At 71.4% G+C, this 17,851-nt stretch carries 19 protein-coding genes; 9 read left to right on the top strand and 10 right to left on the bottom strand.

All coding sequences use genetic code 11. The annotated features are described in order from the left end of the window. Nucleotides 1–39: 39 nt before the first annotated feature. The 6 genes from ACF07N_RS27785 to ACF07N_RS27810 form a co-directional block, all read right to left on the bottom strand. Nucleotides 40–885 (bottom strand): sulfurtransferase, encoded by an 846-nt coding sequence (locus ACF07N_RS27785; RefSeq protein ID WP_392117951.1) that lies wholly within the window; start codon nt 883–885, stop codon nt 40–42. A 138-nt stretch (nt 886–1,023) separates the two neighbouring features. Continuing rightward, nucleotides 1,024–1,104: a putative leader peptide gene (locus tag ACF07N_RS27790; protein WP_350310325.1), complete on the bottom strand. Its 81-nt coding sequence runs from the start codon at nt 1,102–1,104 to the stop codon at nt 1,024–1,026. A 199-nt stretch (nt 1,105–1,303) separates the two neighbouring features. Next, nucleotides 1,304–2,044 carry a DUF2993 domain-containing protein gene (locus ACF07N_RS27795; RefSeq protein ID WP_392117954.1) on the bottom strand — a complete coding sequence of 247 codons (741 nt, stop codon included), beginning with the start codon at nt 2,042–2,044 and terminating at the stop codon, nt 1,304–1,306. Between the two features lie 154 nt (nt 2,045–2,198). After that, a complete protein-coding gene (locus tag ACF07N_RS27800) occupies nt 2,199–3,278 on the bottom strand; it encodes a hypothetical protein (RefSeq protein WP_392117957.1) in 1,080 nt (359 codons plus the stop codon). Nucleotides 3,279–3,281: 3 nt separating this feature from the next. Next, nucleotides 3,282–3,536: a MoaD/ThiS family protein gene (locus tag ACF07N_RS27805; protein WP_094055671.1), complete on the bottom strand. Its 255-nt coding sequence runs from the start codon at nt 3,534–3,536 to the stop codon at nt 3,282–3,284. A gap of 55 nt (nt 3,537–3,591) precedes the next feature. Beyond that, on the bottom strand, nt 3,592–4,443 hold the full coding sequence (locus ACF07N_RS27810) for an alpha/beta hydrolase (RefSeq protein WP_392117960.1): 852 nt from the start codon (nt 4,441–4,443) through the stop codon (nt 3,592–3,594). Between the two features lie 171 nt (nt 4,444–4,614). Between ACF07N_RS27810 and ACF07N_RS27815 the strand changes: the two genes are divergently transcribed. The 6 genes from ACF07N_RS27815 to ACF07N_RS27840 all read left to right on the top strand — a co-directional run bounded on the left by ACF07N_RS27815 (nt 4,615) and on the right by ACF07N_RS27840 (nt 10,163). Further along, nucleotides 4,615–5,394, top strand: coding sequence for a response regulator transcription factor (locus tag ACF07N_RS27815; protein WP_383335899.1), 780 nt, complete (start codon nt 4,615–4,617; stop codon nt 5,392–5,394). Nucleotides 5,395–5,522: 128 nt separating this feature from the next. Beyond that, the gene (locus ACF07N_RS27820) at nt 5,523–6,545 is read left to right on the top strand and encodes a LacI family DNA-binding transcriptional regulator (RefSeq protein WP_383335900.1); all 1,023 of its coding nucleotides are present in this window, start codon (nt 5,523–5,525) and stop codon (nt 6,543–6,545) included. A 111-nt stretch (nt 6,546–6,656) separates the two neighbouring features. Continuing rightward, entirely contained in the window at nt 6,657–7,664 is a 1,008-nt protein-coding gene (locus ACF07N_RS27825; RefSeq protein ID WP_392117964.1) for a S1C family serine protease, read from the top strand. A 32-nt stretch (nt 7,665–7,696) separates the two neighbouring features. Beyond that, nucleotides 7,697–7,873: a hypothetical protein gene (locus ACF07N_RS27830; protein ID WP_392117967.1), complete on the top strand. Its 177-nt coding sequence runs from the start codon at nt 7,697–7,699 to the stop codon at nt 7,871–7,873. 86 nt (nt 7,874–7,959) lie between these two features. Then, nucleotides 7,960–8,697 (top strand): response regulator transcription factor, encoded by a 738-nt coding sequence (locus ACF07N_RS27835; RefSeq protein ID WP_383335903.1) that lies wholly within the window; start codon nt 7,960–7,962, stop codon nt 8,695–8,697. After that, nucleotides 8,694–10,163 carry a sensor histidine kinase gene (locus ACF07N_RS27840; RefSeq protein WP_383335904.1) on the top strand — a complete coding sequence of 490 codons (1,470 nt, stop codon included), beginning with the start codon at nt 8,694–8,696 and terminating at the stop codon, nt 10,161–10,163. Before ACF07N_RS27835 ends, ACF07N_RS27840 begins: the two co-directional genes overlap by 4 nt. Here ACF07N_RS27840 and ACF07N_RS27845 read toward each other — a convergent pair. Both ACF07N_RS27845 and ACF07N_RS27850 read right to left on the bottom strand, forming a co-directional pair. Then, nucleotides 10,153–10,350, bottom strand: coding sequence for a DUF397 domain-containing protein (locus ACF07N_RS27845; protein WP_392117970.1), 198 nt, complete (start codon nt 10,348–10,350; stop codon nt 10,153–10,155). The two genes, ACF07N_RS27840 and ACF07N_RS27845, sit on opposite strands and share 11 nt — an antisense overlap. Next, complete coding sequence (locus ACF07N_RS27850) at nt 10,347–11,156, bottom strand: helix-turn-helix domain-containing protein (RefSeq protein ID WP_392117973.1); 810 nt, start codon at nt 11,154–11,156, stop codon at nt 10,347–10,349. The genes ACF07N_RS27845 and ACF07N_RS27850 overlap by 4 nt, the downstream gene beginning before the upstream one ends. Before the next feature lie 240 nt (nt 11,157–11,396). Here ACF07N_RS27850 and ACF07N_RS27855 point away from each other — a divergent pair, with 240 nt between their 5' ends. After that, complete coding sequence (locus ACF07N_RS27855; RefSeq protein ID WP_392117976.1) at nt 11,397–11,657, top strand: hypothetical protein; 261 nt, start codon at nt 11,397–11,399, stop codon at nt 11,655–11,657. Between the two features lie 114 nt (nt 11,658–11,771). Next, entirely contained in the window at nt 11,772–13,835 is a 2,064-nt protein-coding gene (locus tag ACF07N_RS27860) for a pectinesterase family protein (RefSeq protein WP_392117979.1), read from the top strand. A 108-nt stretch (nt 13,836–13,943) separates the two neighbouring features. Here the strand turns inward: ACF07N_RS27860 and ACF07N_RS27865 are convergent, their stop codons facing one another. Next, the gene (locus tag ACF07N_RS27865; RefSeq protein WP_392117982.1) at nt 13,944–15,761 is read right to left on the bottom strand and encodes a bifunctional metallophosphatase/5'-nucleotidase; all 1,818 of its coding nucleotides are present in this window, start codon (nt 15,759–15,761) and stop codon (nt 13,944–13,946) included. A gap of 145 nt (nt 15,762–15,906) precedes the next feature. On the opposite strand from ACF07N_RS27865, the gene mshD reads away from it, so the two are divergent. Continuing rightward, complete coding sequence (mshD, locus tag ACF07N_RS27870) at nt 15,907–16,833, top strand: mycothiol synthase (protein ID WP_392117985.1); 927 nt, start codon at nt 15,907–15,909, stop codon at nt 16,831–16,833. Here the strand turns inward: mshD and ACF07N_RS27875 are convergent. Next, entirely contained in the window at nt 16,790–17,767 is a 978-nt protein-coding gene (locus ACF07N_RS27875; RefSeq protein ID WP_392117988.1) for a LysR family transcriptional regulator, read from the bottom strand. The genes mshD and ACF07N_RS27875 overlap by 44 nt on opposite strands. Nucleotides 17,768–17,851: the final 84 nt, after the last annotated feature.

The following is a 17,851-nucleotide window of genomic DNA, read 5'->3' on the forward strand; positions in this document are numbered from 1 at the left end:
GTACTCCTGAAGAGGTTCGGGGAGGTCGGTCGGGGTCGCTTACTTGTCGGCGCCGAGCTCGATCGGCACGCCCACGAGGGAGCCGTACTCGGTCCAGGAGCCGTCGTAGTTCTTGACGTTCTGGACGCCGAGCAGCTCGTGCAGGACGAACCAGGTCAGCGCGGAGCGCTCACCGATGCGGCAGTAGGCGATGGTGTCCTTCGCCAGGTCGACGTTCTCCTCCTCGTAGAGGGCCTTGAGCTCCTCGTCCGACTTGAAGGTGCCGTCGTCGTTGGCGTTCTTGGACCACGGGATGTTGCGGGCGCTGGGCACGTGACCCGGGCGCTGCGACTGCTCCTGCGGCAGGTGGGCCGGGGCGAGCAGCTTGCCGGAGAACTCGTCGGGCGACCGGACGTCGACCAGGTTCTGCGCACCGATGGCGGCGACGACGTCGTCCCGGAAGGCGCGGATGGACGTGTCCTGCGGCTTGGCCTTGTACTCCGTCTTCGGGCGCTCCGGCACCTCGTCGCCCGCGACCAGCTCGCGCGCGTCGAGCTCCCACTTCTTGCGGCCGCCGTCGAGGAGCTTGACGTTCTCGTGGCCGTACAGCTTGAAGTACCAGTACGCGTAGGAGGCGAACCAGTTGTTGTTGCCGCCGTACAGGACCACGGTGTGGTCGTTGGCGATGCCCTTCTCCGACAGGAGCTTCTCGAAGCCCTCCTGGTCGACGAAGTCACGGCGGACCGGGTCCTGGAGGTCCTTGGTCCAGTCGATGCGGATCGCGTTCTTGATGTGGTTCTTGTCGTACGCGGACGTGTCCTCGTCGACCTCGACGATCGCGAGGTTCGGGTCGTCCAGGTGCTCCTGAAGCCAGTCGGCGTCTACCAGGACGTCGCTGCGGCTCATGCTCTTTCTCCTCCGGGGCAGTTGCGGCGGGGCGTGCGAGTTCTGCGGGGCGCGCGCCCAGGGCGAGGGCGGCGCACGGGTGCCCTTGATGCAGGGCGGCGGGGATGCGCGCACCGGCTCACGGGCCGGCGCGGTCGCTCAGAAGGTGCGACAGAGCATGGCGGCGACGCGGCACAGGTCTACTGCCCGCCGCTTCGTGAGGTCCGCCTGTCGCTTCATGCCGTCGATCGTAGGGACGGTCGGGCGGGCATGTCACCGGTGTGTCGCATGCTGAGACAGGAAAATCCGCATAGTGGGATCGGGAGCCCACCGGGCCGGTCACCGCACGGCGCCCGGCCGCGTGTATCCGCCGTCACATCTACGCTGCGGACGACGCCGTCTCGCTCCTCGGACAGCCCTGGTACGGCCCGGATGCGTTCTACCCGGCGAGCCGGACGTCGGAACCCTTCACCGTGATCTCGACGCCGTCCGGGGCGGCCTGCACCGTGTCCAGCTTGATGCCGCCGGGCAGGCCGTCGATCTGCTGCTGGAAGTCGGTGATGGTGCGGACCCGGTTCTCGGCGAGGTCGACACCGGCGAACTCGGGCAGGCCGTCGGCCTTCACCCGCACGGTGTCGCCGTCGACCACGGTCACGGTGGAGAGCACGGAGACCGGCTCGGGCAGCTTGGTGCCGAGCACGGTGGCCTCGACGGTGACCTTGATCTTGCCGTTGCCGCCGTCGGAGAGGCCGACGACGTGGGCGGTGACGCCCGGGGCGACCTGGGTGGGCTCCGACTTCGCCGTCTTCAGCAGCTCGTCGTAGGCGATGGTCGCGGTGCCGGTGGCCGTGCCGGCGGTGGCGGAGCTGTAGTCCCCGGAGAACTCGACGTTCTTCATGTCGGCCCGGAGGTCGTCGATGCGGATCTTCCGCGCGCCGTCGCCCGCGGCGGCCTCGTAGTTCTCGATGCCGACCTCGACGTCGTCCAGGGAGCCGCCGGCGACCTGGGTCAGGAACGGGAAGCCCTTGATGGAGACGTCGGGGGTCGCGGTGAGGTTCTCGGTGGTCCGCAGCCGGTCGGCGACCTCGTCCTCGGCGAAGTTCACGGCGAGGCGGTCGGCTATGACGAAGAGCCCGCCCAGTACGACGACGAAGATCAGCAGTATGCGCAGTGCTCGCATGCGGTGTTGTCCCCCACCCGGTTGTCTCTGACGGCGATCCCCCTGCGCGAGGGTAACGCCGAGTAGGGCCAGGGCCCGAGGTTTGTCGATCAGCTGTGACAGGTCACGCCCACCGGCACGCCCCGGGCCACCACCGCGGGAGGGGGACGACGGGCTAGGCCACAGCCCGTCCGAGGACGTACACGGCCGGTGCCGCGGCGGCCAGCGGCAGCGCCACGCCCGCCGTGAAGTGCACGAAGCGCGACGGGTAGTCGTAGCTCGCGACCCGGTGCCCGATCAGGGCGCACACCGTCGCCCCCACGCCCAGCAGCGCGCCCGGCGTGCCCAGGCCGGTCAGCGATCCGGCCGCGACACCGCCGCCCGCCCCCGCGAGCAGCGCCGCCACCACCGACGCCACCGTCGGCAACGGCAGCGCGCGCACCACGATCGCGACCGCCACGGCCACCGCGCCCACCGTCACCGCGTCCGCGTCGGCCGCGAGGTACCCGCCCGCCACGATCGCCAGCGCCGACGCCGCGACCGTCGCCATCAGGCCGTACATCCGCTCGTCCGGGTCGGCGTGCGACCGCAGCTGGAGGACCAGCGCGAGCAGCACCCACACCCCCAGCGTCCCGAGGATCGCCGACGGCGACCGCCCCGACGCCAGCAGCGCCGCGTCCGCGGCCAGCGCCCCGGCGAAGCCCAGCGCGATGCCCTGCCGCGCCGGCCACATGCCGTTCAGCCGGAACCATCCCGCCGCCGTGACGGCCTGGAGCGCGACCAGCGGCACGAGCAGCGCGTACGTCCCGGCCGCCGCCGCACCGGCCAGCAGCAGCCCGAGCAGCGCGGTCAGCGCGGCCGGCTGCATCCCGGGCTCGATGATCGGCGACCGTCCTTCCGCCCGGGCCCGCTGCGCGTCGGTCAGCCGCTTGTTCCCGCCGACGGTGGCGGGGCCGTACCCGGGCGCGGGGCCGGTTCCCGCGGCGGGATCCGGCGCGGGTGCCGGCGCCGCGGGCGTCTGTCCCACCGGCGGCAGATACGCCGTCTCCGCGGCGGCCGGCGCGGAGACGGGCTGCTGCGTCTGCGTCTCCCAGGTCTGCCCCTGCCACTGCTGGGTGTACTGCTGCGCGGCGTAGGGGTCCTCGTACCCGTACTGCCCCTGCCCGGGCCACCCCTGCGGCTGCTGCCCGTACGGGGCGTCGTGGCCCTGGCCGTCGTAACCGCCCTGGTAACCGTCGTACGGCTGGTTGGTCATCGCTCATCCTCCTGCGAACGGCGGGAGCACCTCGACCGTGCCGCCGTCGGCCAGCCGTACCGTCTCATGGGCGCGGGTGCCCACCGGGTCACCGTCCACGAGGAACGAGCACCGCCGCAGCACGCGCTCCAGTTCGCCGGGGTGCCGCTCGCGCACCCCGTCGAGCGCCTCGGCGAGCGTGGCCGCCTCGTACGCCTCCTCGGCCACCCCGGCCGCGGCCTTGGCGGCGGCCCAGTAGCGGACCGTGACCTCTGGCATCTGCTTCCTCACTCGGGACTCACAACGGGCTCACCCGACGGTGAACCCCGTCAGGCTAGCCCGCCCGGCCGGCGCCCCACTCCCCGATCCGGGCCAGCAGCCCCTCGCCCGCCGCGTGCTCGGCATGCCCCATGCCCGGCTCCAGCCACAGTTCGCCCTGGTCACCGGCGGCCGCGGCCAGCATCCGCGGATGGTCGACGGGAAAGTAGCCGTCGGCCTCGCCGTGCACGATGAGCAGCGGGGTCGGGGCGATCCGCGGCACCGCCTCGACCGGGGAGAGCGGGACCGGGTCCCACTCCCGGTGGTGGATGCGGGTGCGGAACCCGTACCGGCCCAGAACCCGCCCCTCGGGCCGGGTCACCAGCCAGTGCAGCCGCCGCATCGGCGCGGTCCCGCGGTAGTACCAGCGGGCCGGGGCGCTCACCGACACCACCGCGTCCGTGCGCCCCGGGTGCAGCGCCGCGTGCCGCAGCACCACCGAGCCGCCCATCGAGAAGCCGACGGTCACCACGCGCGCGTGCCCGCGCTCGCGGGCCCACTCCACCGCCGCCGCCAGGTCGAGCACCTCCCGGTCGCCGACCGTGGAGCGCCCGCCGGACATCCCGTGCCCGCGGAAGGAGAAGGTGACCACCGCCCCGAACCGGGCGAACGCCCGGGCGATGCGCCGCACGTGCGGGCGGTCCACCGCGCCGGTGAAACCGTGGGCGACGACGAACACGGGATGAGCGGAAGGTGTCCCCGCGGGGTCGTATACAACCGCTCCCGGCTCGTATACGGCGTCGATCGCCACCCCGTCGGACGTGCGGAGAAACGTCCTCACCGGCGCCCGAACAGCCTTTCCCGCGGTCGTCTCGGAGTGCGGACGATCGGTGGAACGTGCCACATGACCTGCCGGAGAAGAGCTCATGTGGGCTATTGTGCTGGGCAGAGGACTCGGGCAGCGAAGCCCCCGGGTCCTTTTGTGCTTTCGGAAGCGTTGTATACGAAGCGGGAAACCGCAGGTGTACGGGCCTTCGGGATCGCAGAGCGGTGCTGTGCCAACAAACGTCCTCGCAGGGACCGAGGAGGAACCAGACGTATGAGTTCTCTGCTGCTCCTGACCAATGCCCTCCAGCCGTCGACGGAGGTGCTCCCCGCCCTCGGACTGCTCCTGCACAACGTGCGCGTGGCCCCCGCCGAGGGCCCCGCCCTGGTCGACACCCCCGGTGCCGACGTCATCCTGGTCGACGGCCGGCGCGACCTGCCGCAGGTCCGCAGCCTGTGCCAGCTGCTGCGCTCCACCGGGCCGGGCTGTCCGCTGATCCTCGTCGTCACCGAGGGCGGTCTCGCGGCCGTCACCGCGGACTGGGGCATCGACGACGTCCTGCTCGACACCGCCGGACCCGCGGAGGTCGAGGCGCGCCTGCGGCTGGCCATGGGACGGCAGCAGATCGTCAGCGACGACTCCCCGATGGAGATCCGCAACGGCGACCTGTCGGTCGACGAGGCCACCTACTCCGCCAAGCTCAAGGGCCGGGTCCTGGACCTGACCTTCAAGGAGTTCGAGCTGCTGAAGTACCTCGCGCAGCACCCCGGCCGCGTCTTCACCCGCGCCCAGCTGCTGCAGGAGGTGTGGGGCTACGACTACTTCGGCGGCACCCGCACGGTCGACGTGCACGTACGGCGGCTGCGGGCCAAGCTCGGCCCCGAGCACGAGTCGCTGATCGGCACCGTCCGGAACGTGGGTTATCGATTCGTTACGCCGGAGAAGGTGGAGCGCGCCGCCGAGGAGGCGAAGGCCAAGGCGGCCACGGCAAAGCCGGACGACGCGGACGAGTCGGCCGCCCTGGACGCCGCCGAGGCCCGCGCCCAGGCATAGCGCGCGTGTCCCGGCGCCGTCCCGGGCGCCCCTCCCCGCACGGGAGCGCCCCGGACGGCGGTCGGGATATCGTACGGAACCCCCTTTACGCCCTGCCCAGAGCGGGTATATCCGCGTAGACTCCGCGCGTGGCCAAGGTGACTCGGGATGATGTGGCGCGGCTGGCAGGGACCTCCACTGCCGTGGTCAGCTATGTCATCAACAACGGACCCCGGCCGGTCGCCCCGGCCACGCGCGAGCGTGTCCTCGCCGCGATCAAGGAACTGGGGTACCGGCCGGACCGGGTCGCCCAGGCGATGGCCTCCCGGCGCACGGACCTCATAGGCCTGATCATCCCGGACGCCCGCCAGCCCTTCTTCGGGGAGATGGCGCACGCGGTCGAGCAGGCCGCCTCCGAGCGCGGGAAGATGGTCCTCGTCGGCAACACCGACTACGTGGGCGAGCGCGAGGTCCACTACCTGCGGGCGTTCCTCGGGATGCGGGTCTCCGGCCTGATCCTGGTCAGCCACGCGCTGAACGACCTGGCGGCCGCCGAGATCGACGCCTGGGACGCCCGGGTGGTGCTGCTGCACGAGCGCCCCGAGGCCATCGACGACGTCGCCGTCACCACGGACGACCTGGGCGGCGCCGAACTGGCCGTCCGGCACCTGCTGGAGCACGGCTACGAGTACGTCGCCTGTATGGGCGGCATAGCCGAGACGCCCGCGGTCGGCGACCCGGTCTCCGACCACGTCGAGGGCTGGCGCCGCGCGATGGACGAGGCCGGGATCTCCACCGAGGGCCGCCTCTTCGAGGCCCTGTACAACCGCTACGACGCCTACCAGGCGGCTCTGAAGATCCTCTCGGGGCCCCGGCGCCCGCCGGCGATCTTCTGCTCCACCGACGATCAGGCGATCGGCCTGCTGCGGGCGGCGCGCGAGCTGCGCATCGACGTCCCCGGCGAGCTGGCGGTGGCCGGCTTCGACGACATCAAGGAGGCGGCGCTCGCCGACCCGCCCCTGACCACGATCGCCTCCGACCGCCAGGCGATGGCCCGGGCGGCGGTGGACCTCGTGCTGGACGACGGGCTGCGGGTCGCGGGGGCCAGGCGCGAGCGGCTGAAGGTCTTCCCGTCGCGGCTGGTGGTACGCCAGTCCTGCGGCTGCCCGTAGCCCCTCGTACCCCCCGGGCCGAGGCGTCTTTATATCGGGCATACGCGGTTCTGCCGGGCTTCTCAGCCAGGACTCAGGAAGCTCTCATGGTCGGGCGGCAAGCTCGTTGCCATGACCGAGAGCTTCCACCGCAGTGGCGAGTACCAGCACCCGCACGAGGGTCGGCAGCAGGCCCCGGTGAACCCCGAGTGGCCGCCCCCGCCGGCGTACACCCCGGCGCATGCTCCGCAACCGAAGAAGCGCACCCGTGGCCCCGTCGCCCTGATCGCCGCCGTGGCGATCGTGGCGGCGGCGATAGGCGGCGGCACCGCCTACGGCATCCAGGAGCTGACCGGCAGCGACACGGTCGCCGCCGGTACCACCGGCACCGCCGTGGTGCCGACCGGCCAGAAGGGCACCGTCGCCGGGGTCGCGAAGGCGGTCAGCCCCAGCATCGTCGAGATCAGCGCCCAGTCCAGCGCCGGCTCCTCCACCGGCTCCGGCGTGATCATCACCAGCGGCGGCGAGATCATCACCAACAACCACGTCATCTCCGGCGCCTCGCAGATCAAGGTGACCACCAGCGACGGCACGTCCTACTCGGCGAAGGTCGTCGGCACCGACAGCAAGAAGGACCTGGCGCTGATCGAGCTGGAGAACGCCTCCGGCCTGAAGGCCGCCACGCTCGGCGACTCCTCCGGCGTCCGGGTCGGCGACCAGGTCGTCGCGATCGGCTCACCCGAGGGCCTGTCCGGCACGGTCACCAGCGGCATCATCTCGGCGCTCGACCGGGACGTGACCGTCCCGACCGAGGAGGACCAGGGCCAGAGCCAGCAGCAGGGGCAGCCGGACGGCGGGTGGCCGTTCGAGTTCGGCGGACGGCAGTTCAACGGCGACACCGGCGACGACACCACGACGTACAAGGCGCTGCAGACCGACGCGTCCCTCAACCCGGGCAACTCCGGCGGCGCGCTCATCGACATGAACGGCAACATCATCGGCATCAACTCCGCGATGTACTCGCCGACGGGCAGCGCCTCCTCGTCCTCCGCTGCGGGCAGCGTGGGCCTGGGCTTCGCCATCCCGATCAACACCGTCAAGGCCGACCTCGCGAAGCTGCGGGCCGGGGCCACCGGCTGAGTCCGGACAGCGAGCATCCGAGGAGCACGGCGATGATCCAGCAGGTGACACACACGCAGCCGGGCGGGGACCCGGCGGACACCGGACTGGCACTGGCGGTGGCGTACGCACTGCACGTCCCCACCGGCAGGGCGCCGGAGGTGCCGGCCGGGGCGGGCCGGCGCACGGGCCGGCCGGCACCGGCCAGGCGCCGCGTGGTACGGGGCTGACGCTCCTGCCGGCACTCCCCGGTGACGTGCGACGCTGAGAGCGTCAGACGCACCCCCGTCCCCATCACACCCGAGGACCCCGGACCATGAGCCCCGCAGACGGCGACCGTGACCCCCAGCGCATCCTCATCGTCGACGACGAGCCGGCGGTACGCGAAGCACTCCAGCGCAGCCTCGCCTTCGAGGGGTACGGCACGCAGGTCGCGGTCGACGGCGCGGACGCCCTGGAGAAGGCGGCGGCCTACCGCCCCGACCTGGTCGTCCTCGACATCCAGATGCCGCGCATGGACGGCCTGACGGCGGCGCGCCGCATCCGCGCCACCGGCGACACGACCCCGATCCTCATGCTCACGGCCCGCGACACGGTCGGCGACCGGGTCACCGGGCTCGACGCGGGCGCCGACGACTACCTGGTCAAGCCCTTCGAACTCGACGAACTCTTCGCCCGCATCCGCGCCCTGCTGCGCCGCAGCTCCTACGCGGCGGCCGTGGGCGCGGGCGACCCGGCCGACGAGGACGTGCTCACCTTCGCCGACCTGCGCATGGACCTGTCCACGCGGGAGGTCACGCGGGGCGGCCGCCCGGTGGAGCTGACGCGCACGGAGTTCACGCTCCTGGAGATGTTCCTGGCCCATCCGCGCCAGGTCCTCACCCGGGAGCAGATCCTCAAGGCGGTGTGGGGCTTCGACTTCGAGCCGTCGTCGAACTCCCTGGACGTGTACGTGATGTACCTGCGCCGCAAGACCGAGGCGGGCGGCGAGCCGCGCCTGGTCCACACCGTGCGGGGGGTCGGCTACGTGCTCCGCCAGGGCGGCGCCGAGTGAACAGGCTCGTCCGCCGTTTCCGCTCCCTGCCGATCCGCTCGCGCCTGGCGCTGCTGGTCGCGGCGGCCGTGGCGTTCGCGGTCGCAGCGGTGTCGGTGACGTGCTGGTTCATCGTGCAGGGGAAGCTGTACGACCAGGTGGACGGGGACCTGAAGTCGTCCTACCGGACCATCCAGGACGACGAGTTCAAGGCAGTGGTCTCGGCATGCCCCCAGACGCCCTCCAGCACGCTCGGCGGCGGTCCCCGCCCGCAGACGTACGCACAGCTGGTGCGGGTGGACGGCAGGGTCTGCCTGTTCAACAACAGCATGCCGCAGGTGAAGGTCGCGAGCGCCGACAAGGCCGTGGCGGAGGACCCCGACCCCAGGACGGCCCGGCTCCGCAACGGCACGGACAGCGACGGCAACTCGGTACGGGTGCTGACCACGGCGGTCATCGTCCAGCAGAGCCCTCTCGACAAGGCCGTCGCCGCCGACTACGCGCTGGTCATCGCGGTCCCCCTCAAGAGCACGGAGTCCACGCTCAACGAACTGGCGCTGATCCTGCTGCTGGTGTCGGGCATCGGGGTGGTGGGCGCCGGGGCGGCCGGTCTGACGGTGGCCCGGGCCGGGCTGCGCCCGGTCGACAAACTGACGGAAGCGGTCGAGCACGTGGCCCGCACGGAGGACCTGGACGTCCGCATCCCGCTGGACGAGGACAGCGACGACGAGGTGGCCCGCCTGTCCCGCTCCTTCAACTCCATGACCTCCGCCCTGGCCAGCTCGCGCGAGCTCCAGCAGCAGCTCATCGCGGACGCCGGCCACGAGCTCCGTACGCCGCTCACCTCGCTGCGCACCAACATCGAGCTCCTCACCCGCAGCGAGGAGACGGGCCGCCCCATCCCGGAGGCCGACCGCAAGGCGCTCCTCGCCTCGGTGAAGGCCCAGATGACGGAACTGGCCGCGCTCATCGGCGACCTCCAGGAACTGTCCCGCCCGGACACGGGCCAGCACTCGGGCCGGACCCAGATCGTCGCCTGGCACGACACGGTCGAGTCGGCGCTGCGGCGGGCGCGGCTGCGCGGCCCGGAGCTGACGATCACGGCGGACGTCGAGCCGTGGTTCGTCCGCGCGGAGCCGGCCGCGCTGGAGCGGGCGGTGGTCAACATCCTGGACAACGCGGTGAAGTTCAGCCCGGAGGGCGGCACGGTCGAGGTCCGGCTGACCGGTGGCGTCCTCACGGTCCGCGACCACGGCCCGGGCATCCCCGCGGACGAACTCCCCCACGTCTTCGACCGCTTCTGGCGCTCCCCGAGCGCGCGGGCCCTGCCGGGCTCGGGCCTGGGCCTGTCGATCGTGGCCCGCACGGTCCAGCAGGCGGGCGGGGAGGTGTCCCTGTCCCCGGCGGAGGACGGCGGCACGGTCGCGACGATCCGGCTGCCGGGGGCGTCGGTGCCTCCCCCGGAGACCCCGACCGCTACTTCTTGAGAGACGTGAGAAACGCCGCCCAGGGGTTCGTGCGGAACACGAGTACCGGGCCGTGGGGGGTCTTGCTGTCGCGGACCGGGATCATGTCCGGGTGGTGGTCCGCGACTTCGAGGCAGTTGTTGTCCCCACCGTCGCTGTAGCTGGACTTGCGCCAGACGGCAGTGCCGACGTCAGATGTCTGCTTCACGATCTGAGCTCCTCCAGTACGTCCCTGATGAACGTCAGCGAGTCCGGCGGTGACAGTGCCAGGTCTCGCAGCCGATCGTAGGACAAGATGTGTCGCATGACGTCCTCCGGATCGTCCATCAGCAGGCCGCCGCTGTCGCCTTCCGTATAGGCGACGCAGCTTCCGTCTTTCTGCCACAGCAGGGTCAATGAGCCCTTCCCCATGAGCTCGTGGACACCCACGGAGAACGGCAGCACTTGCACGACGACGTTGGTCCACTGGGCCACGGCCTCGATGTGCTGCAACTGAGAGACCCAGGTCTCCGCACCGGCCGAGGACCGCCGAAAGGCCAACTCGTCGATGATGAACCGGACACTCGGAACCGGGCCCCTGCTCAGCAGCAGCTGCCTCCCTAGGCGTGCGGCCATTTGTTCCTCGATCGCTTCGGCATCCGTTGCCTCGGCGTCAGAAAACACCTCACGGGCGAAGTCCTCGGTCTGCAGCAGCCCGGGTACGCCCGGTACGTACTTGTGCATGATCCGCGCCGTCGCCTCGAGCCGCATGAACTCCTTGTACTTGTCCTTGAAGACGTCGTACCTCGCGATCCGCCAGAGGCTGACCAGCAGGTCACCGGACCCGTAGTAGCTGTCGAGATCCTCCATGACCGCTGCTTTCGACAGCCGTTCACCGGTCTCCAGGCGACTCAAGTAGCTCTTGTCGTAACCAGTCTCGTCGGCCAACTGACCCAGGGACTTGCCCGCCTTCTCACGCAGAACTCGCAGCGCGCTCGCGAGAACAGTCCGCCCTGAGTCAACGACTCGCTCCACGTCACCCCTCCCCGTTGCCTGAGAGGCCAGGCAACACCTGGCACCTTCCGCAGCGTAGGGGCAGTCGGTGACCATGTGGGCACGAACGGTGATCTCCGCTCGTCAGACCCCCTATTCCCCTGCCCTGAGAAGGGACACCCCCGTGCGCCTGCGTATCACCGAACTCTGCGAGTCCCTGCTGCTCGCCCTTGTCGACACCCGCCTCGTACGGCCGTACCTCGCCGCCCTGGAGGTCTCCTGATGAGGCTGCTCCCCTGGACCGGTGCCGACGGCAAGCCCTGTTACCTCAGCACCGACGATCCCCACAGCCCGCTGTCCCGGCTCGCCGACGACATCGAGGACCTGCAACTGGCCGACGCCGCAGGGGTCCTGGAAGGGGCGCGAGCCGTGCTCGACGACCCCGGGGCCGGCGAGCACGCCGTCCGCTTCGCGCTGGCCAGGGCCGTGGAGTCGCTGGGTGACACCCTCCGCGTCGCGGTCAGCCGGGGCGAGCGCGTCTAGGGGAAGCCGAGCATGCCGGGAGCGTGGCGAACGCGGCAACCTTCGCCCCCGCCGCGGCGACTCCCCACCGAACCACCCGCACCCCGTCCCCCCACCAGCAGAACGGATCGCCGCATGAGTGAGCTGTCCTCTCCGCCGCGTCAGCCCCGCAGAGCGCGTCACCGCCGCAGCCGTACCGCCCTCGCCGCCGGGACACCCCTGGCGCTCGCCGCCGCCTGCGCCCTCGCCTACGGCCTCGCCCCGGGCACCGAGACGCGCGCCTCCGCCGCCGCCCCTTCGTGGGCCTCGGACACCGCCGACGGGTTCGCCTCCGTCAACTCCCTGGGGCAGAACGGGACCTACGGCGGCCGGGGCGGCGAGACCGTCACGGTGAAGACGCAGGCCGAGCTGGAGAAGTACGCCACCGCGACGGAGCCGTACGTCATCGTCGTCGCCGGGACGATCTCCATGAACCCCGTCGGCAAGGAGATCAAGGTCCGGTCCGACAAGACCATCGTGGGGCAGGGGATCTCCGGGCACATCGTCGGCGGCGGGTTCTTCCTCGGCCAGGGCGTGCACAACGTGATCATCCGGAACCTGACCGTCCGGGACGCGTACCAGGGCGTCTGGAACGACAAGGAGCACGACTTCGACGCGATCCAGATGGACGGCGCCCATCACGTCTGGATCGACCACAACGACCTGCGGCACATGGCCGACGGGCTCATCGACGTCCGCAAGGACAGCACGAACGTCACCGTCTCCTGGAACAGGCTGAGCGACAACAACAAGACCTTCGGCATCGGCTGGACCGAGAACGTCAGGACCGACATCACGATCCACCACAACTGGATCCGCGAGACCGAGCAGCGCAACCCGTCCACCGACAACGCCGCCCACGCGCACCTCTACAACAACTGGCTGGAGGACGTCCCCGGGACGGGCATCAGCTCCTCGTACGGGAACTACTCGCGCGGTGCCACGAAGATGGTCCTGGAGAACTCCTACTTCCAGGGCGTGAAGAACCCGGTCATCAAGGACAGCGGAGCCGCGATCGTGCAGCGCGGCAGCGTCTTCTCCGGGACCAGCGGACGCAACGAGAGCGGCGGGACCGCCTTCGACCCGAAGGCCTTCTACCCGTACACCCTCGACCAGGCCGCCGACCTGCCGTCGGTCCTGAAGTCCGGTGCCGGGCCCCGCGCCACCCTCGGCACGACCGCCGCCACCACCAAGGCCGCCGCCGCGACCACCCTCACCGTCGCCAAGGACGGCACCGGGCAGTACACGACCGTCCAGGCCGCCGTGAACGCCGTGCCCGCGAACAATCCCTCCCGCGTCGTCATCGCCGTCAAGCCGGGAACGTACCGGGAGCTGGTGAAGGTGCCGGCCGACAAGCCGCACGTCACCCTCCAGGGCACCGGCGGCAGCCGCAAGGACACCACCATCGTCTACAACAACGCCTCGGGCACGCCCAAGCCCGGCGGCGGGACGTACGGCACGAGCGGCAGCGCCACCGTCGCCGTCGAGGCCGACGACTTCCAGGCGCGGAACCTGACCATCTCCAACGACTTCGACGAGAAGGCCAACCAGGGCCTCAGCGGCCACCAGGCCGTGGCGCTGCGGACCGCCGCCGACAAGGTGTTCCTGGACGGGATCATCGTCAGCGGCGACCAGGACACGCTGCTGCTCGACACCGCGGCCAAGGACCGGCTGGGCCGCGTCTACATGAGCAACAGCTACGTCATCGGCAACGTCGACTTCATCTTCGGCCGGGCCACGGCCGTCGTCGACAGGTCCGTCATCACGCTGAAGAAGCGCTGGGACGGCACCTCCGCCGGGTACGTGACCGCGCCGAGCACGGCCGCGAACCGCAAGGGCATCCTGATCGCCAACTCCACGGTGAACGGGGACGTCGCGGCCGGCAGTTTCCACCTCGGCCGGCCCTGGCACGCGGGCGGGGACGCCTCCCTCGACCCGCAGACCACCGTCCGCGACACCGCTCTCAGCGCCGCGATCAAGTCCGCCCCGTGGACCGACATGAGCGGCTTCTCCTGGAAGGACGACCGGTTCGCCGAGTACCGCAACACCGGAGCGGGCGCCGGTCCGGCGAGTACGAACCGGCCGCATCTGACCGATGCCCAGGCCGCCGGCCAGGAGGTCGCGGACTGGCTCGCGGGCTGGACGCCCTCGGCGTCCTGACGGCTCCCTCCCGGGTTCGGCTGACCATCGCCGCCGAACCCGGGAGGGTCACCATCCCGCTCACCCGAGGTCGTGGGTGAGCGGCGGGGCCGGTCCCGGGTGTGCGATCTAGTTCACGACGGTGATCCGGTCGGCCTTCGGCGGCGCGATCGGGTTCGCCGCCGAGGAGTTGGCCGTCAGGTACTGCTCCAGCGCGGTCAGGTCGTCGGCGCCGACGACGTCGTTCGTGCCCTGGCCGAGCGTCGGGAAGCCGTCGCCGCCGCCCGCGAGGAAGCTGTTCGTCGCGACGCGGTAGGTGGCGGCCGGGTCGATGGCCGCGCCGTTCAGCCTGATGCTGTCCGTGACCACGCGGTCGGCCCCGGACTTGGTGAGGTCCAGCGTGTAGGTCAGGCCGGACGAGACCTGGAGGATCTTCGGGGCCGCCGCGTTGGCGCCGGACACCTGCTCCTTGAGGGCCTGGACCAGCTGCGTGCCCGTGAAGTCCTGGAGGTTCACGGTGTTGGCGAACGGCTGGACCGTGAAGCCCTCGGCGTAGGTGACCACACCGTCGCCCTCACCGGCCTTGGCCGCGTAGGTCAGCGGGGCGCGGATGCCGCCCGGGTTCATCAGCGCCAGGTCCGTCTCCGGGTCCAGCTGCTTGCCGTGCGCGAGCTGGGCGTCGGCGATGAGGTCGCCGAGCGGGGACTCGGTTCCGGTGTTGCCGATGTCGCCGGAGATGTAACCGATCGGCCGGTTGCCGATGGGCGCGGCCAGGGCGTTCCACTTGCCGATCAGCCCGGTCATGTCGGGCGCCTTGGGGACGTCCCGGGTGACCACGCGGTTCGCGGACTTCACCGCCGTACGGGCGATGTCGCCGGTGAGGCGGTCGTAGGTCAGCGTGGTGTCGGTGTAGAGGCGGCCGAAGGACGCGGCCGAGGTGACCATGCGGGGCTTGCCCGACGGGTCGGCGATGCTGCACACGTAGGCGCTGTGCGTGTGGCCGGTGACCAGCGCGTCCACCTGCGGCGTGACGTTCTTGGCGATGTCGACGATCGGGCCGGATATGCCGTCGCCCGCGCCCGGGGAGTCACAGTCGTAGTTGTACGACGTCGACGCCGGGAAGCCGCCCTCGTGGACGAGTGCCACGATCGACTTCACGCCCTGCTTCTGCAGCACCTTGGCGTACTTGTTGATGGTCTCGGTCTCGTCCTTGAAGGACAGGCCCTTGACGCCCTCGGCGGAGACGATGTCCGGGGTGCCCTCCAGGGTCACGCCGATGAAGCCGACCTTGACGCCGTTCTTCTTCCACACCCAGTAGGGCTTGAGGATCGGCTTCTTCGTCTTCTCGTCGAGGACGTTGGCGGCCAGGTAGGGGAAGTCGGCGCCCTCGAACTCCTCGTCCGTGTAGCAGCCGTCCTTCGGGTGGCAGCCGCCGTTCTGCAGGCGGCCCAGCTCCCCGGCACCCTCGTCGAACTCGTGGTTGCCGACGGAGGTGACGTCGAGGTCGAGCTTGTTCAGCGCCTCGATGGTGGGCTCGTCGTGGAACAGCCCGGAGATCAGCGGGGAGGCGCCGACCATGTCGCCGCCGGCCGCGGTGATGGAGTACTTCTCGCCCTGGCGGGCCTGCCGCAGGTGCGTGGCGAGGTACTCGACGCCGCCCGCGTCGATGGTCTTCGTGGTGCCGTCGGGCTGCTTCTCGGTGACGCGGCCGGAGGAGCCCGCCGGGGGCTCCAGGTTGCCGTGCAGGTCGTTGAAGGACAGCAGCTGCACGTCCTGGTAACGGCCGGGCCAGTACCCGCCCGTGCGCTGGTCCTCGTCGGCGGTCGCCGCTCCCGGCAGCGCGGCGGCGGCCAGCGCGCCGGCGGTGACGACTCCGGCGGCGAGCGCGAGGAAACGGTTCGTACGGCGTCTCCGGCGCTCCGGATGCGCCGGTGAAGTGGCTGGCATACGCCCCCCTGAGGGTCTGCTGGGACAGTGATGTCGTCCGGCGCAGCCTAGAGTCAACGCGCGTAGCGCGACAGGCCTTTCCGGGTTACGACCTGGTTGCTTCTTTGCCACCGAATCGGCGGTGGCGCCCCGTACCCTCGTACGCATGACCAGCGACGACACCGTACGGCCCGGACGCCCCCGCTCGATCGAGACCCTTCCCGCGCTGACCGCGGAGCAGACCGAGGCCGTGCTCGGGCTGCTCGCTGAGGCGGCCCGGACCGACGGTCAGCAGGCGGTGTCCGAACAGGGCCGGTTGCAGCTCCGTGGCGGCGAGCGGGCGGGCGTGTCCCATCTGCTGCTCACCGTCGACGGAGAACTTGTCGGTTATGCCCAGTTGGAGGACACGGACGAGGTGGAGCCACCGGCCGCCGAGCTGGTCGTGCACCCCGGGCACCGCGGGCACGGGCACGGGCGGGCGCTCGGCGCCGCGCTGCTGGCGGCCTCCGGCAAGCGGCTGCGGGTGTGGGCGCACGGCGGGCACTCCGCCGCCCGTCACCTCGCCCAGGTGCTGGGGCTGACGCTGTTCCGGGAACTGCGCCAGATGCGCCGCCCGTTGACCGGCTTCGACGCACCCGAGCCGGTGCTGCCGGAGGGCGTCACGGTCCGCGCCTTCGAGCCCGGCCGGGACGACGCGGCCTGGCTCGCGGTGAACGCCGCCGCCTTCGCCCACCACCCCGAGCAGGGCTCCCTCACCCAGCGCGACCTCGACGACCGCAAGGCCGAGCCGTGGTTCGACCCGGCGGGCTTCTTCCTCGCCTTCCGCGGCGAGGAACTCGTCGGCTTCCACTGGACCAAGGTGCACGCCGAGGAGGGCCTGGGCGAGGTGTACGTCCTCGGGGTCGCCCCGGGCGCGCAGGGCGGCGGCCTCGGCAAGTCCCTCACCACGATCGGGCTGCGGCACCTGGCGGCGCAGGGGCTGCCGACGGCGATGCTGTACGTCGACGCCGACAACAAGGCGGCCGTGTCGGTGTACGAGCGGCTGGGGTTCACCACGCACGAGGTGGACCTGATGTACCGGACGGAGACCTGACCGCCGCGGTGGCCCACGACGGGCGCCACAGCTCACCCTCCGGCGGGCGGGGCCGGGTCGCCGTCAGGTAGTCGCGCAGGGCCGCCAGGCCCGGGTGCGGGTTGTCCGCGCGCCAGAGCAGGGAGTGCGGGTAGACGGGGGTCGGGTCCGTCAGCGGAACGAGCCGCAGATCGTGGCCGACGGGCCAGACGTGCGGGGTCCGTTCGCTGAGGATCGTCGCCACGGCCGGGGAACCGGCGATCGTGTCCAGCAGCGCCTCAAGGCCGAAGTCGGGCCCGATGGTGTCGACGGCCGGTCCGAACGCGTCGGCGAAGGCCTCGTAGTAGGCGTGCCACTCGGTGCCCGGCACATTGCCCGGCATCCAGATCCGGTGCCCGGCGAGCTGCGCGGGCGTCACCGAGTCGGCCCGGGCGAACGCGTGGCCGGGGCCGACGCACAGGCTGAGCGGCTCGTCGAGGACGGGCAGGGCCTCGACGCCGTCCGGCAGCCGGTGGCCGGGCATGGTGACGGCACGGAAGGTGGCGTCGACGGCCCCGTCGCGCACGGCGGTCACGGCCGTGCCGACGTCGAACAGCGTGACGACGTCCAGCGCGATCCGCGGACGGGCCCGGTGGAAGTCCCGCACCAGTCCCCCGGTGGCGACCCGGCGCCCCACGACGTCCACCCGCAGCGCGCGGCCCCCGGGCCGCACGGCGGCCACCGCCCGCTCCTCCGCGCCCAGCAGGACCCGGGCGTGCGGCAGCAGCGCCTGCCCGTCGATGGTGAGTTCCGCCCCGCGCGGCGTACGGACGAACAGCCGCACCCCGAGGTCCCTCTCCAGCGCGGCGATCCGCTTGGACACGGCCTGCTGGGTCAGCGCCAGGTCCACGGCGGCCTTCTGGAACTGCCCGGCGTCGGCGACCGCGACGAAGGCCCGTACGGCGTTGAGGTCCACGACGGCAGCCTATTTCCCCGCGGCGACGCGGGAGTGCCCCACGGCGACGAGACGAGCACCCCGCGGCAACGCAGGAGCACCCCA

It is taken from the genome of Streptomyces sp. NPDC015242 (genome assembly GCF_043079125.1).
Lineage (GTDB): Bacteria > Actinomycetota > Actinomycetes > Streptomycetales > Streptomycetaceae > Streptomyces.